The following is a 15,583-nucleotide window of genomic DNA, read 5'->3' as shown; positions in this document are numbered from 1 at the left end:
CACGCCGCGGTGCTGCCTCCCGCGCTGCGCGCGTATCTCGGTGACCCGTCTCTCGACCGGTTGTGGCACGCAGTGCGCACGCACGCGCCGGAGTACCCGGTGCGCTGCTGTGCACCGCGGGCAACCCGCCGCTCGTGGCCGTCCGGGTCGTCGAAGCACTTATCACCGCCAGCGCGGACGTGCGCTACCACGGCGACTTCGACGTCGCCGGCCTGGCGATGGCGCCAAGGCTCTTCGCCCGCGGCGTGCGCCCCTGGCGCTTCGGCGCGGAGGACTACCTCTCGGTGCTCGGTCATATCGACGAGCGTGTGCGGTTCCCGCTCAGCGGCCCGGTACCCGCCACCCCGTGGGACCCTCGGCTCGCGACGGCGATGACCACGCACGGGGCTGCGATCCACGAGGAGTCGCAGCTCGGCGGCCTGCTCGCCGATCTGAGGGCCCCTGGAGTCTGAGCCGTCAGGCGGTCCGCACCACCGCGACGCCGGGCCCCTGCAGCGTGAGCGACGTGCCGTCGTGCGTCAGCCCCGCCTCGCCCCACGAGAGCAGGACCTGGGGCGAGCCGGCGTCGGCCGTGGACAGCGGCACGGTGGTGGCGCCGTCGGCGAGGTTGACCACGACGTCGATCCCGCCCCGCGCGAGCACCAGCCAGCTCTCGTCGTCGGCCACCCGCACCGCCGTCCTGGTGCGGTCGCCGGAGGCGATGTCCGGCTCCTCGTGGCGCAGACGCACCAGCTCCCGGTAGAACTCGAGCAGCCGGTCGTGGCCCGGGCGGGCCGGCTCGTCCCAGTCGAGCCGGGACGCCTCGACCGTCGCGGTGGCCTGCGGGTCCGGCACCTCGATGTCGTGCCCGTACAGCTCGGCCCAGCCGTGGGTGCCGAACTCCCGCGCCCGCCCCTCCTGGACGGCCCGGGCCAGCTCGGGCTCCTCATGGTCGGTGAAGTACTGGAACGGCGTGGTCGCCCCCCACTCCTCGCCCATGAACAGCATCGGCGTGCCGGGCCCCAGCAGCACGACCGCGGCGCTGGCGGCGAGCTGGCCGGGGGAGAGGGTACGGCTCGGCCGGTCGCCGAGGGCGCGGTTGCCCACCTGGTCGTGGTCCTGGGAGAACACGACGAACCGGCGCCCGTCGGTCTCGGGCGGGACGGGCGCGCCCCAGACCTTGCCCCGGAAGGTGGAGTACTCCCCGGCGTGGACGAACACCTCGGTGAGGGCCTTGGCGAGCGTGGCGGCGGCGCCGAAGTCGGCGTAGTAGCCCTGCCGCTCCCCGGTGAGGAGCGCGTGGAGGGCGTGATGGAGGTCGTCGTCCCACTGGGCCGTCATCCCCAGCCCGCCCTGGGCCGTGGGGGTGACCATCCGCGCGTCGTTGAGGTCGGACTCGGCGACGAGCGAGAGCGGCCGGACCACCTCCGCCTCGAGCTCGGCGACGGCGTCCGCGAGCTCGGCCAGCAGATGGCGAGGGGAGTCGTCCACGAGCGCGTGCACCGCGTCGAGCCGCAGCGCGTCGACGTGGAAGTCCCGCAGCCACCGCAGCGCGTTGCCGACGATGTACGCGCGGACCTCCGCCGCGTCGTCGCCGTCGAGGTTGACGGCCGAGCCCCAGGGCGTCTGGTGCCGCTCGGTGAAGTAGGGCCCGTAGGCGCCGAGGTAGTTCCCCGAGGGGCCGAGGTGGTTGTAGACGACGTCGAGGCACACGGCGATGCCGCGGGCGTGGGCCGCGTCGACGAAGCGCTGCAGCGCCGCGGGGCCGCCGTAGGGGTCGTGCACCGCGTACAGCGCGACGCCGTCGTAGCCCCAGCCGTGGACGCCGGGGAACGCGGCGACCGGCATGAGCTCGACCATGTCCACGCCGAGGGCGGCGAGGTGGTCGAGCCGCCCCGCTGCGGCGTCCAGGGTGCCCTCCGGGGTGAAGGTGCCCACGTGGAGCTCGTAGACGACGGCGCCGAGCACCGACCGGCCCGCCCAGCCGCCGTCGGACCAGTCGTGCGCGCCGGCGTCGAAGGTCCGCGAGGGGCCGTGGACCCCGTGGGGCTGCCACGGGCTGCGCGGGTCTGGCATGGCCGGGCCGCCGTCGAGCGAGAAGGCGTAGTCGGTACCGGGCGGCACCGTCGAGGGGGCGCCCCACCAGCCGCCCTCCTCGAGGGTCATGGGGAGGCGCGAGGGCTCCCCGCTGCCGGGGAGGATCAGGTCGACGGCGGACGCGGCCTGCGCCCAGACCCTCAGCTTCTCGGTGGTCATGCGCGCTCCAGGAGGGCGACGGGGTAGGTGGCCAGAAGGTCGCCGAGGCGGGCCGGACCGCCGTAGGTGGCAGAGGTCAGCACGTCGCGCCACGTCCCGTCCGGCAGGACGACGGTCGCGTCCGCGTGGGCGCGGGCCGGGGCGGAGTCACCGACGAGGCGCGTGGCCACCGCCACCACCCGCGGGCCCGAGGGGTCCGTGCGGGCCAGGGCGACGGCGTGGCCCGTCGTGGTCGGCAGCGGCTCGTAGCCCGCCTCGGCACCGACGAAGGCCTCCGGGTGCGCCCGGCGCAGCCGCAGCGCCGCAGCGGTGAGCAGCAGCTTCTCCTCGTCCAGCCCCGACGGCGCCCGGCCCGAGTCCAGCTCGGACAGGGTGGCCGCGAGGGCGGCGAGGTCCACCGGGCGGCGGTTGTCCGGGTCGACCAGGGAGGTCTGGGTGATCTCCGAGCCCTGGTAGACGTCCGCGACGCCGGGGACGGCGAGCTGGAGGAGCTTCGTGCCGAGCACGCTCCGCCGGACGGCCGGCCCTGTGCGCTCCACCCAGGCGGTGAAGCCGGCGACCACGTCCGGGTGCTCGAGCAGGGCGGCCGCGTACCGGTTCATCGCCGCCTCGCGCGCCTCGTCCGGCGCGGTCCACGTGGTCCAGGACTTCTGCTCGCGAGCCGCCTTGAGCAGGTAGGCCTGCAGCCGCTCGGCGGAGATCGGGCCGTCCTCGGTCCACGTGCCGGCGAGGGTCTGCCAGAGCAGGTTCTCCGTGCGCCCGTCCAGGTCCGCCGGGCGCAGGTCCGCCGTCGCCGCGCGCAGACCGCGGACCAGCTCGGCCCAGGCGTCGGCGTGACTGGCGAGGACGCCGATGCGGGAGCGGACGTCCTCGCCACGCTTGGTGTCGTGCGTGGACCCGGCCGTCATGGTGGCCGGCCAGGCGGTCACCGTGCGCTCGGCCCAGCCGTGCAGCTCGTCGGGGTCGATGCCGAACCGGTCCGGCGCGCCGCCCACCTCGCACAGGCTCAGCAGGTGCGTCCACCGGTAGTAGGCGGTGTCCTCCACGCCCTTGGCCATGACGGCCCCGCACACCTGCGGAAAGCGGACCATGAGCTCGGCGCGGCGGCCCTCGTGGGTCCGGCCGGCGCTGCCGACCTCGCGGCCCAGCAGGAGGTCGACGACCACGTCGAGGGTGTCGTGCCGGTCGGGCTCGAGGTGCGCCCGGGCCACCTCGGCGGCCTCGTGGAAGAGTCGCTCGGCGGCGCCGGGGGCGTCCTCCCCGGGCACGACGTAGGCGCGGTAGCGAGGGAAGGCGACGACCAGCTCGACGACGCAGTCCAGCAGGGAGCGGTAGGTGTGGTCGCGCAGGCGGATGTCGTCGTGGCAGATGTCCGCCAGCAGCCGGGCGAGCCGGTCGGTCTCCGCGTACAGGGAGGTGGAGACGATCTGCCGCTTCGCCGTCTCGATCATCGCGGGCAGGTTCGCCGGGTCGCCGGTGAGCTCCTGCATGAGTCCGGCGAGCGGCACTGCCCCGGCCGGGTCCACCTGCAGCGCGTGCAGCCGCCAGGCGGCGTCGTAGCCGGTGGTGCCGGCCACGGGCCAGTCCTCGGGCAGCTCCTCGTCGCCCTCGAGGATCTTCTCGGCGGCCACCCAGGCCCCGCCCGTCGCCTCGTGCAGCCGGCGCAGGTAGCCGCGCGGGTCCGCCAGACCGTCCGGGTGATCGATGCGGAACGCGTCGATCACGCCGGCGTCGAACAGCTCGAGCAGGAGGGCGTGCGTCGCCTCGAAGACCTGCGCGTCCTCCACCCGCACGGCGGCGAGCGTGCCCACGTCGAAGAAGCGCCGGTAGTTCAGCTCCTCGTCCGCGACACGCCAGTACGCCAGCCGGTAGTGCTGCCGCTCCACGAGCTCGGCCAGCGGCAGCTGCTCGGTCTCCGGCCGGACCGGGAAGACGTGGTCGTAGTAGCGCAGGACGGCCTGCTCGCCGGCGTCGGGCTCGGTGGGGACGACCAGGCGGTCCAGGACGAGCTCGCCCGAGGCCAGGACGTCGCCGATGCGCGAGCCCAGCACCGGCATGAGGAGCCCGTCGCCGTCCTCGAGGTCGACGTCGAACCAGGCGGCGTAGGGGGAGGCCGCGCCCAGCCGCAGCAGGGACCACAGGGCACGGTTGTGCCACACCGGCGTGGGCACCGCCATGTGGTTCGGGACCACGTCGACGACGACGCCCATGCCGCGGGCGTGGGCGGCGGCGGCGAGCCGCTCCAGGCCAGCGCGCCCGCCCATGACCTCGCTGATGCGGCTGTGGTCGACCACGTCGTAGCCGTGCGTGGAGCCGGGCGCCGCCTGGAGCACGGGGGAGAGGTAGAGGTCCGTCACGCCCAGCGCGTCCAGGTAGGGCAGCGCGGCCTCGGCGTCGGCGAACGTCAGGTCCGGCCCGAGCTGGAGCCGGTAGGTGCTCACGGGCAGACGGCGGCCCGGTCCCGGGAGGTGGGCGCCGGCCGGCCCGGGGTGGTGCGCGGCGGCGGGGTCCGTGTCGTGGCGGGCCTCGCTCACTCGCCCGCCTCCTCGGAGGTGAGCAGGACGACGACGCCGCGGCCCTCGACGGTCAGCCTCGCACCGGGCTCGTGCTCGTCGCCGACCGTCTCCGTGGCGGTCGTGTCCAGCGCGATGGCCCAGCGTGCGCCGTAGTCGGGTCCCGGGAGCTCGAACTCGATCGGCTCGGCGGCGGCGTTGAGCAGCGCGAGGACGGAGTCGCCCACGATGCGCTCGCCCCGCCCGTCCGGCTCGGGGATGGCCTGCCCGTTGAGGAAGAGCATCACGGACTTGGCGAACCAGGTGTCCCAGTCCTCGTCGCCCATGTGCTCGGCGCCGGGGGTGAACCACTCGATGTCGCCGATCTCGGACTCGCCGCCGTGGGAGGGGGCGCCGGCGAAGAAGCGGCGCCGGCGCAGCACGGGCTGGTCCTTGCGCAGGGCGATGACCCTGCGCGTGAACTCGAGCAGGGCGGTGCGCTCGTCGTCCAGCTCCCAGCTGACCCACGAGAGCTCGTTGTCCTGGCAGTAGGTGTTGTTGTTGCCCTCCTGCGTGCGGCCCAGCTCGTCGCCGTGGGCGATCATCGGCACGCCCTGGCTCAGCAGCAGAGTCGCGAGGAAGTTGCGCTGCTGGCGGGCCCGCAGGGTGTTGACCGCCGGGTCGTCGGTGGGTCCCTCGACCCCGCAGTTCCACGACCGGTTGTGCGACTCGCCGTCCGCGCCGCCCTCGCCGTTGGCCTCGTTGTGCTTCTCGTTGTAGGAGACGAGGTCGCGCAGGGTGAAGCCGTCGTGGGCGGTGACGAAGTTGATCGAGGCCACCGGGCGGCGCCCGGTGTGCTCGTAGAGGTCCGCCGAGCCGGTGATGCGGCTGGCGAACTCGCCCAGGGTCGACGGCTCGCCGCGCCAGAAGTCCCGGACGGTGTCCCGGTACTTGCCGTTCCACTCCGTCCACAGCGGGGGGAAGCCACCCACCTGGTAGCCGCCCTCGCCGACGTCCCACGGCTCGGCGATGAGCTTGACCTGGTTGATCACCGGGTCCTGCTGGATGATGTCGAAGAACGCGGAGAGGCGGTCCACGGCGTGCAGCTCGCGCGCCAGGGTCGAGGCCAGGTCGAACCGGAACCCGTCGACGTGCATCTCCTCGATCCAGTACCGCAGCGAGTCCATGATCATCTGCAGCGTGTGGGGCGAGCGCATCAGCAGCGAGTTGCCGGTGCCCGTGGTGTCGAAGTAGTGCGCCTCGTCGCCCTCGACCAGCCGGTAGTACGAGCGGTTGTCGATGCCCCGGAAGGACAGCGTGGGGCCGAGATGGTTGCCCTCGGCCGTGTGGTTGTAGACCACGTCGAGGATGACCTCGATACCGGCCTCGTGCAGGGCCTTGACCATGGTCTTGAACTCGTCGACCTGCTCGCCGCGCGTGCCGTAGGCCGCGTAGCCGTTGTGCGGGGCGAAGAACCCGATGGAGTTGTAGCCCCAGTAGTTGCTCAGGCCCTTCTCCTGCAGGTGCGGGTCGTTGACGAACTGGTGCACCGGCATGAGCTCGATCGCCGTGACCCCCAGGTCCACGAGGTGCTGGATCACCGCGGGATGGGCCATGCCCGCGTACGTCCCGCGCAGCTCCTCGGGCACGTCCGGGTGCAGCTGCGTCAGGCCCTTGACGTGGGCCTCGTAGATGACGGTGTCGTGGTACTCGAGGTTCGGCGGGCGGTCGTAGCCCCAGTCGAAGAACGGGTTGATGACCACCGAGACCATGGTGTGGCCGGCCGAGTCCTCCTCGCACCGCTCCTCCGGGTCGTCGAACCGGTAGGAGTACAGCGACTGGTCGCCGTCGATCTGGCCGTCGATCGCCTTGGCGTACGGGTCGAGCAGCAGCTTGGACGGGTCGCACCGGTGGCCGTTCGCCGGGTCGTAGGGCCCGTGGACGCGGTAGCCGTAACGCTGGCCGGGGCGCACGGTGGGGATGTAGGCGTGCCAGACGTGCGCGTCGACCTCGGTGAGCTCGACGCACTCCTCGTTCCCGTCGTCGTCGAGCAGGCACAGGTCGACGCGCTCGGCGACGGAGGAGAAGAGGGCGAAGTTGGTGCCGGAACCGTCGAAGGTGGCACCCAGCGGGTAGGGGCGGCCGGGCCAGATCTGCATGGGGTTTACCTTGGCATGCCCGCGGGCGCCCGGCTCTCCGGCAGCCCCGCGCGAGCCGGTGTCGTGACGTTGCTCACGCCGGAGGGCCGGAGCAGGGCCCCGCGCCGGCCGGGGTGGCTGCACCGTGGACGCAGGAGGCCGGCGCACGTGCGCGGTCGCCGTGGGCGGCCGTGGAAGGATCGCGACGACGGCGGCGCGGTCGGCGCCGCGCACGAGGCGCGGAGGTGGCGGCCATGCCGGTCCTGGAGATCATCGGCTGGCTGGGCTCTGCCGTGGTGGTCTGGTCGATGATGCAGCAGCGGATCCTCCGGCTGCGGTTCATCAACCTCGTCGGCTGCCTGCTGCAGATCCTCTACAACGGCGTCCTCGGCGTGTGGCCCGTGGTGGTGCTCAACGTGGTCCTGGCCGCGATCCAGGTGGTCAACCTGTACCGGTTGCTCGGGTCCCGCCACTCCGAGGAGGCCTACGAGGTGCTGCGCGTCGACCCGGCGGGGGAGTACCTCCACCACCTCCTCACCAGGCACCGCGCGGACATCGAGCGGTTCACGCCCGGCTTCCGGGGCCCCGTCCCGGGCGGTGCGGCCTACCTCATCGTCAAGGGCGACGAGACCGTCGGGTACGTCCTGCTGCACGACGCGGGCGACGGCGTCGCGCAGATCGACCTGGACCACGTGGTGGAGAGGTACCGCGACTTCACGCCGGGCGAGTTCGTCTTCAACGCCAGCGACATCCTGCTCGAGGACGGCTACCGCCGCGTGCGCACCGCGCCCGGGGTCAAGGAGCCCTACTACGGGCGAATCGGGTTCACGCAGGTGGGTCCGGCCTACGAGCTGGACCTCGCGCACTCCCGGTAGGCCTACGAGCTGGACCTCGCCCACTCCCGGTAGGCCTCGACCGCCGTCGGCAGGGTGGCGTAGAAGCGGTCCCGGCCGAGCGAGTCCACGAGGCCGTAGGCCTCCAGCTCGGCGAAGAGGTCCTGCTTCACCCGTGCCATCGCGACGACGACACCCTGTTCCGCCAGCTCTGCCCGAAGGGCCTCGAGGGCGTCCAGCGCCGTGAGGTCGACCTCCACGTTGGCCTCGGCGTTGAGGACGAACCAGCGCACCGGGTCGGTCTGGACCTCGACCGCGCCCAGCGCCCGCCGCCGAAAGTTCTCCGCGTTGGCGAAGAAGAGCGGGGAGTCGTAGCGGTAGACGACCAGGCCGGGGATCGTCCTCGCCTCGGGGTAGTCGTCGACGTCGTGCATGCCGGCCAGCCCCGGCACCTGACCCAGCACGGCGTCGTGCGGACGCCCGACCCGCAGCAGCATCTCGACGAAGGAGAGTGTCACGGCCAGCAGGACGCCCGGGAGGATCCCCAGGATGACCACGGCGACGAGGGTGGCCAGCGCGAGGGCGAGCTCGGCACGCCGGAAGGAGGCGAGCTTGCGGAAGCCGGGGACGTCGACCAGCTGGAGCGCGGCGAAGACGATGAGCGCGCCGAGCGCGGCCATCGGGAACTGCGCGAGCAGCGGGCGGCCGAGGGCGAGCACGCCGAGGACGGTGACCACGGCGACGAGGGAGTACATCTGTGTCCGGGCGCCCGACGCCGTGCCGATGGCGGTTCGCGACCCGGAGGAGGAGACCGGGAAGCCGTGCACCAGTCCGGCTGCGACGTTCACGGCGCCCAGGGCGAGGAGCTCCTGGTCGGGGTCGATCCGGTAGCCGCCCTTGGCCGCGAAGGCCCGGGCGGTGAGCACGTTGTCGGTGAAGCCGACGATCAGGACGCCCAGCGCCGCCGGGACCAGCGACCCGACGTCGGTGAGGTCGACCGCCGGCAGCCCGGGCGTCGGCACGGCCGCGGGGATGGGCCCGACGACGGCGAGGTCCGCCGCCCGTCCGCCGGCGAGCGCGACGACGGCCGTCGCCGCCAGGACCACCAGGATGGGACCGGGTGCGCGCGGGGCGAGGCGCCTGAGCACCAGCAGCGCGAGGAGCGTGGCGCCGGCGAGCGCCGTGGTCGCCGGGTCGATGTCGCCGAGGCCGCGCAGGAACGCGAGGACCTGCTCGGCGAAGGTGCCGTCGGGGACGCTCACCCCGGTGACCTTCTCCAGCTGCCCGCTGATCATGAGAGCGGCCACCCCCGCCATGTACCCGATGAGGACGGGCCGGGAGACGACGGCGGAGACGACTCCCAGCCGCGCCAGACGGGCGACGAGCGCCAGGACGCCGACGACGAGCGCCAGTGCGGCGGCGAGTGCCGCGTACCGTGCGGGGTCGCCGCCGGCGAGCGGACCCACGACGAGGGCGACCATCAGCGCCGTCGTCGACTCGGGGCCGACCGAGAGCTGGCGGGACGAGCCGAGCAGGGCGTAGATCGCGAGCGAAGGCAGGATGGTCCAGAGCCCGACGGCGGGCGGGAGCCCCGCCAGCGTGCCGTACGCCATGACCTGCGGCACGAGGTAGGCGGTGACGGTCACGCCCGCGACGACGTCGCCGCGCCACCACGCACGCCGGTAGCTGCGCAGCACCGTCAGACCCGGTGTCAGGCTCTCCGACCGGCCTGCCATGCGCACGTCTCCGTCCGTCACGGGGCGACCTCGGCGGCGCTCCCGCGGCCCCACGCTAGTCCTGCCGGGGCCCGCCGACCGGGCAGTCGACCCAGGGCTCGCCGGCGCGTGAGCGCCATCCGGCGGGCGGAGAGGCGGCGCCGGGCCTAGCCTTCCGCCGTGGCCGTCGTCGTCCCGTCCCGAGCACGCAGGATCCTGCGCGCCGTCGTGGTCGCGGCCACGCTGACGGTGCCCGTGGCGGTGCTGGCCTACCTGGTCCGGGTGCAGGCCGGTCCGGTCGTGGACCTCGACCAGTCCGCCGTCCGGGTGGGCACCGACCTGACCCGGGAGCAGCCCGTGGTCCGGGCCCTGCTCCTCACCTGGCAGACCGCGTTCCAGGCGCGCTGGGTGAACCTTGCCGTGACCCTCCTGTGCCTGTGGGTGTGGCGCCGGCACGGCCTGCGCACCCGTGCCCTGTGGGCATTCGTCACCCTCATGCTGACCTGGGGCCTGAACCTGGTCGTCAAGACCGGCGTCCAGCGCGCCCGGCCGGTGGTCGACGAGGCGGTCGCCTACGCGCCCGGCTTCAGCTTCCCCTCCGGTCACGCCATGAACACCGCCGCGGCGGGCCTCGTCGTCACCGCGCTCGTCTGGCCCCTGCTGGGGCCGCGCGCCCGGGTGGCCGTGCCGCTGGTCGCCGGCCTGCTCGTGGTGCTCACCGGGATCGACCGGGTGCTGCTCGGGGTGCACTACCCGTCCGACGTCGTGGCGGGCGTGGTGCTGGGGTTCGCAGTCGCCGGCGGCTCGTACCTCGGCTACGTGGGGTGGAGCCCCGTCCATCCCACCGATCTGCCGGCAAGGAGCTGACCATGGGCTTCCTCCACCGGTGGGAGCGCGACCCGAGCCGGCCGACCGTGAGGGCGGCCCTCTCCGACCTCGGCCGCCGGGCGCTCCTTCCCGTCGTGCCGCTGTGGGCGATGATCGTGGGCACCGGCTTCCTCATCGTCGGCCCGCTGCACTCCCTCCCGGAGGAGGGGGCGGTCAACGAGGCGCTGGTCTCCGAGCGCACGCCGGTGCTCGACGCGGTCACGTCCGTGCTGTCCAACATCGGCGCGACGCTCTTCATCATCAGCGCCTGCCTGGTGGCCATCGGCGTGCTGTGGTGGCGGACCGGGCAGTGGTGGCTGGCGATCGTGCCCGGCATCGCCGTCGCTCTCCAGGCGCTGGTGTTCATCACTTCCTCGGCCCTGGTGGGACGGGAACGCCCGGACGTGGAGCCGCTCGACATCGCCCCGCCCACCTCGTCCTACCCGAGCGGGCACACGGGCGCCTCCACCGCGTTCTACCTGACCATGGCGATGCTCGCGCAACGTATCCGCCGGCCCGCGCTGCGCCGGACGGCGACGATCGCCTGCGTGCTCGTCCCGCTGCTGGTGGCCACGGCCCGGCTCTACCGGGGGATGCACAGCCCGACCGACGTCGTCGTCGGGTTCCTCAACGGGATCGCGTGCGCCCTGATCGCCTGGCACTACCTCCGCCGCGACCGGCGGTCGCAGCGCGCGGCCAGCCCCTCGGCCGAGGTGGCGGCCGGCTGAGTCACGGGGCCGGCGGCCGGCGCCCCGGCCCGATCCCCGAGCTGGGGCGCACCCCAGGAGCTCCGCCGACGCGCGCCGCGCCCGCGGCGGTGCCACAGTTTGTCCATGGATGCGACGCTGCGTGGAACTGCGGCACAGGCGGGCGACCACCGGGCGCTGGAGACGGGTGCCCGGCTGGGGTACGCCGCGAGCGGCGTGCTCCACCTGCTCATCGCGTGGATCGCGCTGCAGGTGGCGTGGGGCCAGACAGGGGAGTCGGCCGACCAGACCGGCGCGATGCAGCAGCTCGCGGGCAACCCCCTCGGTGCGGTGCTGCTCTGGGTGCTCGCGGTGGGCTTCGCTCTGCTCGCCGTCTGGCAGGTCGCCGAGGCGATCGCCCGGTCCGACACCGGCACCCGCCTCAAGAGCGCGGGCAAGGCCGTCCTCTACCTGGCGCTGGCCTGGACGGCCGTCTCCGTGGTGCGGGGCTCGTCCTCGGGTTCGGGGCAGACGGAGAGCACCACCGCCACGCTCATGGCGCAGCCGTTCGGCCGTGCGCTCGTGGCGCTGGTCGGCCTGGGCGTCATCGCCGTCGCCGTCTATCACGTGATCAAGGGGTGGAAGAAGAAGTTCCTCGAGGACCTGCGTGAGCACCCCGGTCCGTGGGTGGTCAGGGCCGGGCGGATCGGCTACATCGCCAAGGGCGTCGCGCTCGGCGTCGTCGGCGCCCTGTTCGTGGCAGCCGCCGCCACTGCCGACTCCGAGCGGGCCTCAGGTCTCGACGGCGCGCTGCGTTCCCTCCAGCAGCTGCCGTTCGGCAAGGCGCTGCTCACCGCGGTGGCGCTCGGCCTCGCCGCCTACGGCGTCTACTCCTTCGGCCGAGCGCGGCACGCCAAGGTCTGAGCCGTCGGCACACCGTTCGGCCGAACGAAGAAGGGGCAGTCCGGATGTCTCCGGACTGCCCCTTCCTGTGGTGGGCGATACTGGGATCGAACCAGTGACCTCTTCCGTGTCAGGGAAGCGCGCTACCGCTGCGCCAATCGCCCAGGTCGTGCACTGCAGAGAGGTGGCGACGGGATTCGAACCCGTGTATACGGCTTTGCAGGCCGCTGCCTCGCCTCTCGGCCACGCCACCCTGAGGGATGCCCACCGGGTGGTGGTGCCTCCGAGCGGATGACGGGACTCGAACCCGCGACCCTCACCTTGGCAAGGTGATGCTCTACCAACTGAGCCACATCCGCGTGTGCCATCCGGCTCGTTTCCGATCCGGTGGAACGTCCAGAACTTTAACCACCGCGCCGGGGAAAGTCCAAACCACGAGGTGGTGAAATCCTGGTGATCAGTGACACAGTGCGTCCATGACACCCGAGAACCGCGTGATCGTCTGGTTCGGTGGCCGCCTGCGCGGACACGCCGAGCCGCTGGTGCTTGCCACCGACCACGGGCTCACGGTAGGTGACGGCGTCTTCGAGGCCTGCGAGCTGCTCGGCGGCCGGCCCTTCGCCCTGACCCGGCACCTCGAGCGGCTCGAGCGCTCCGCCGCCGGGCTGGGCCTGCCCCTGCCGGACCGGGACGTCGTCCGGGCGGCGGTCGCCGAGGTGGCCGAGGCGTGGGGCGAGTCGCTCGCCCGGGTGCGGATCCTGTGGACGGCAGGTCCGGGGCCCCTGGGCTCGGACGCGGCGTGGGGGCCGGGGACGCTTGTGGTCGCCGCTGCGGCCGTCTCCGCGCCGCGTGCCGCGTCGGTGGCCGTCGTGCCGTTCGTCCGGAACGAGCGCTCGGCCATCGCGGGGCTCAAGACCACCTCCTACGCCGAGAACGTGCGAGCCCTCGCGTGGGCGCACGAGCGCGGCGCCGACGAGGCCGTCTTCGGGAACACCCGGGACGAGCTGTGCGAGGGCACGGGCACGAACGTCTTCGTCGAGGCTGACGGTGCGCTGCTCACCCCGCCGCTCGACTCGGGCTGCCTGGCCGGGGTGACTCGCGCCCTCGTCATCGAGTGGGCGCGCGAGGCCGGCGTCGAGGTGCGCGAGCAGGGCCTGCCGCTCGGGATCGTCCACGAGGCCGAGCACCTGGCGCTGACCTCCTCCACGCGCGGTGTGGTCCCCGTGGTGGCCGTGGACGGGCGCGAGCTCCGGCCCGGGCCGCTCACGCAGCAGGTGGCGGAGATCTACGCCCGGCGGCACGTCGAGACACCGGACCCGTAGAGACACCGGACCGTAGAGCGACGGCGTCGCCGCGTGGCGGGAGGCGCACGGCATCTACCGCACGACGGTGACCGCACGGCATCTACCGCACGACCGTGACCGGACGGCGCGACACGGCGCACGGGCGGGGTGTGGCCTTCCTCTCAGCCCGTTCGGGGCCCACCGGTTTCACGATCCGGCGTCGAATTCGCTACGATCACATCTCGCAACGGACGCGCCGGCCCCGGCGGGCGCGACGGACGCGGGCGATTGGCTCAGTGGTAGAGCGCCTCGTTCACACCGAGGAGGTCACTGGTTCGAACCCAGTATCGCCCACCGCAGGAGGCCCCGCGCCGGCTCACGAGCCGGCCCGGGGCCTTCGCCGTTCCCGGCCCCTCGCGTCCACCCGCTCCCGGCACCGTCCGCGGTCGCCCCGTGAGGGAAGCGCACCCGCCGGCGGCACGGCTGGGGTCACCCCTTCACCGCACCGCCCGTGATGCCGCGGACGAAGTACCGCTGGAGCGCGAAGAACACGACGATGGGGATCACCATCGAGACGAACGCCGCCGCAGTCACGAACTGCCAGTTGCCGCCGAAGTTCGTGGTCAGGTTCGCCAGGGTCACCGAGAGCGGGTGGTTGGCCGGGACGGGACCGAGGTAGACGAGGGCGACGAGCAGGTCGTTCCACACCCAGAGGAACTGGAAGATCACCAGCGAGGCGAGCACCGGCACGCTCATGGGCAGGACGAGGCGGAAGAAGATCGTCGCGTGCCCGGCGCCGTCGATCTCCGCGGCCTCGAAGAGCTCGCGGGGCAGGCCGCCGATGTAGTTGCGCAGCAGGTAGACGGCGAAGGGCAGGCCGTACCCGGTGTGCGCCAGCCACACCGCGAGGATCGTCCCGCTGAGGTCGTACCCGCCGATGCTCGCGTCACGGAACAGGGTGAGGACCGGGATGAGCGTGACCTGGAGGGGCACGACGAGGAGCCCGACGACCACGACGAAGATGACGTTGCGGCCGGGGAAGGTCATCCACGCGAACGCGTACGCGGCGAAGGCCGCGATCATCACGACGAGCACGGTCGCCGGGACGGTGATGAGCAGGCTGTTGAGGAAGGAGTCCCAGAATCCCGCCCGGTTGAGCACGTAGTCGTAGTTGGCGAAGGTGAACCCCCACGGCGGGACGAGCGCCGTCCACCACCCCGACCGGTTGGTCGCCTCGGCGGTGCGGAACGAGGCGACGAAGAGCCCGACGGCGGGGATCGCCCACAGCACCATGATCAGGAGAAGGACCAGGTGCAGGACCGCGCCGCCCGCCCCGCGCCGGCCGGCCCGCTCCCGCCTTGCCGGCTCACGCGCCGGGGGCAGGTCCGCGCCCACGGTCACGGGGGCCTGTGCCTGCGTCATCGGACCTCCTCCTGCTGCCTGAACCGCTTGACGTTGAGCACCATGACCGGCACCGTCGCCAGCAGGAGCACCACGGCGACCGCCGCGGCCCGTGCCGGCTGGCCGTTGGCGAAGAGCTCCTTGTACATCGTGTTCGCGATGACGTCGGTGCTGAAGTTGCCGTTCGTCATGACGTAGACGATGTCGAAGGTCTTGATCGCGAAGATGACGACCGTCGTCGTCACCACCGCGATCGTGGGGGCCAGCAGCGGCAGGACGACGTAGCGGAAGACCTCCCGCTCGTTCGCGCCGTCGATGCGTGCCGCCTCGAGCAGCTCGGGGCTGATGCCCTTCAGACCCGCGGAGAGGATGACCATCGCCAGGCCGGTGAGCATCCACACCCCGACGAGGATCAGCATGAGGTTGTTCCACGGGGCGGTGCTCAACCACCCCACCCGCGGCCCGCCGGCGAGGTCGAGGGCGGCGTTGAGCGTTCCCGTCCGGGGGTTGATGTCGTACATGAGCCGCCAGATCACCCCGGCGGCCACGAAGCTGATGGCCATCGGCAGGAACACCACCGACTTCACCACTACCTCGTACCTCACGCGGTCGACGAGGACGGCGATGAGCAGGCCGAGCCCGACGACGAGGAGCGGCAGCAGCACCGCCCACAGCACGTTGTTGCGCAGCGCGTTGAGGGTGTCGCTGCGGGTGAAGAACCACTGGTAGTTCTCCAGGCCGGCGAAGGCGTCCCCGCGCCGGTTCTGGAAGCTGCGGTAGATCGTCGCCAGGGTCGGGTAGACGAGGAAGACGCCGAGGAACGCGAGCGCCGGGGCCAGCCACAGCCACGGCCTGATCGCGGCGGAGACCCGCCGGGGCAGCCGCGAGATGACGGCCTCGACGAGCACGACGTAGGCGACGAGGGCGGCCGGGACCCCCAGGACGACGACGAGCGCCAGGGCGAGCCGGTTCTCGAACAGGTCGACGAGCACACGGACCTCCTCACGTCGGCCGGGCCGCGCACCGACGG

At 72.8% G+C, this 15,583-nt stretch carries 12 protein-coding genes and 4 tRNA genes; 7 read left to right on the top strand and 9 right to left on the bottom strand.

Translation table 11 applies throughout. The features are described from left to right. The first annotated feature begins 62 nt into the window (after nt 1–62). Nucleotides 63–452, top strand: a complete 390-nt coding sequence (locus ABD774_RS02185) for a DUF2399 domain-containing protein (RefSeq protein WP_345037139.1) — start codon at nt 63–65, stop codon at nt 450–452. A gap of 4 nt (nt 453–456) precedes the next feature. On the opposite strand, the gene treZ is transcribed toward ABD774_RS02185, so the two are convergent. The 3 genes from treZ to glgX are packed head-to-tail and all read right to left on the bottom strand — an operon-like array spanning nt 457 to nt 6,886. Continuing rightward, nucleotides 457–2,235, bottom strand: a complete 1,779-nt coding sequence (gene treZ, locus ABD774_RS02180) for a malto-oligosyltrehalose trehalohydrolase (protein ID WP_345037136.1) — start codon at nt 2,233–2,235, stop codon at nt 457–459. Continuing rightward, nucleotides 2,232–4,769, bottom strand: coding sequence for a malto-oligosyltrehalose synthase (gene treY / locus ABD774_RS02175; protein WP_345037134.1), 2,538 nt, complete (start codon nt 4,767–4,769; stop codon nt 2,232–2,234). The genes treZ and treY overlap by 4 nt, the downstream gene beginning before the upstream one ends. Next, a complete protein-coding gene (glgX, locus tag ABD774_RS02170) occupies nt 4,766–6,886 on the bottom strand; it encodes a glycogen debranching protein GlgX (RefSeq protein ID WP_345037132.1) in 2,121 nt (706 codons plus the stop codon). Before glgX ends, treY begins: the two co-directional genes overlap by 4 nt. Nucleotides 6,887–7,119: 233 nt before the next feature. On the opposite strand from glgX, the gene ABD774_RS02165 reads away from it, so the two are divergent. Further along, on the top strand, nt 7,120–7,740 hold the full coding sequence (locus tag ABD774_RS02165) for a hypothetical protein (protein WP_345037130.1): 621 nt from the start codon (nt 7,120–7,122) through the stop codon (nt 7,738–7,740). Between the two features lie 2 nt (nt 7,741–7,742). On the opposite strand, the gene ABD774_RS02160 is transcribed toward ABD774_RS02165, so the two are convergent. Beyond that, nucleotides 7,743–9,434, bottom strand: a complete 1,692-nt coding sequence (locus tag ABD774_RS02160) for a SulP family inorganic anion transporter (protein ID WP_486327256.1) — start codon at nt 9,432–9,434, stop codon at nt 7,743–7,745. Nucleotides 9,435–9,593: 159 nt separating this feature from the next. On the opposite strand from ABD774_RS02160, the gene ABD774_RS02155 reads away from it, so the two are divergent. The 3 genes from ABD774_RS02155 (at nt 9,594) to ABD774_RS02145 (ending at nt 11,890) form a co-directional block, all read left to right on the top strand. Then, entirely contained in the window at nt 9,594–10,280 is a 687-nt protein-coding gene (locus tag ABD774_RS02155) for a phosphatase PAP2 family protein (RefSeq protein ID WP_345037125.1), read from the top strand. Nucleotides 10,281–10,282: 2 nt separating this feature from the next. Continuing rightward, the gene (locus tag ABD774_RS02150) at nt 10,283–11,008 is read left to right on the top strand and encodes a phosphatase PAP2 family protein (protein WP_345037123.1); all 726 of its coding nucleotides are present in this window, start codon (nt 10,283–10,285) and stop codon (nt 11,006–11,008) included. 105 nt (nt 11,009–11,113) lie between these two features. After that, entirely contained in the window at nt 11,114–11,890 is a 777-nt protein-coding gene (locus ABD774_RS02145) for a DUF1206 domain-containing protein (protein ID WP_345037120.1), read from the top strand. A 68-nt stretch (nt 11,891–11,958) separates the two neighbouring features. Here ABD774_RS02145 and ABD774_RS02140 read toward each other — a convergent pair. The 3 genes from ABD774_RS02140 to ABD774_RS02130 form a co-directional block, all read right to left on the bottom strand. After that, a tRNA-Val gene (locus ABD774_RS02140) sits at nt 11,959–12,033 on the bottom strand. 18 nt (nt 12,034–12,051) lie between these two features. After that, nucleotides 12,052–12,122, bottom strand: a tRNA-Cys gene (locus ABD774_RS02135). A 33-nt stretch (nt 12,123–12,155) separates the two neighbouring features. Next, a tRNA-Gly gene (locus ABD774_RS02130) sits at nt 12,156–12,228 on the bottom strand. 117 nt (nt 12,229–12,345) lie between these two features. On the opposite strand from ABD774_RS02130, the gene ABD774_RS02125 reads away from it, so the two are divergent. Further along, the gene (locus ABD774_RS02125; protein WP_345037118.1) at nt 12,346–13,191 is read left to right on the top strand and encodes an aminotransferase class IV; all 846 of its coding nucleotides are present in this window, start codon (nt 12,346–12,348) and stop codon (nt 13,189–13,191) included. 243 nt (nt 13,192–13,434) lie between these two features. Then, a tRNA-Val gene (locus tag ABD774_RS02120) sits at nt 13,435–13,506 on the top strand. 135 nt (nt 13,507–13,641) lie between these two features. On the opposite strand, the gene ABD774_RS02115 is transcribed toward ABD774_RS02120, so the two are convergent. Beyond that, entirely contained in the window at nt 13,642–14,574 is a 933-nt protein-coding gene (locus ABD774_RS02115) for a carbohydrate ABC transporter permease (RefSeq protein ID WP_345037116.1), read from the bottom strand. Then, entirely contained in the window at nt 14,571–15,545 is a 975-nt protein-coding gene (locus tag ABD774_RS02110) for a carbohydrate ABC transporter permease (RefSeq protein ID WP_345037113.1), read from the bottom strand. The genes ABD774_RS02115 and ABD774_RS02110 overlap by 4 nt, the downstream gene beginning before the upstream one ends. Between the last annotated feature and the right edge of the window lie 38 nt (nt 15,546–15,583).

The sequence above is a fragment of the Georgenia daeguensis genome (assembly GCF_039537705.1).
GTDB classification, from domain to species: Bacteria; Actinomycetota; Actinomycetes; order Actinomycetales; family Actinomycetaceae; genus Georgenia; species Georgenia daeguensis.
Note: the sequence above shows the minus strand (reverse complement) of the source record. Positions and strands in the feature narration are given on the sequence as shown.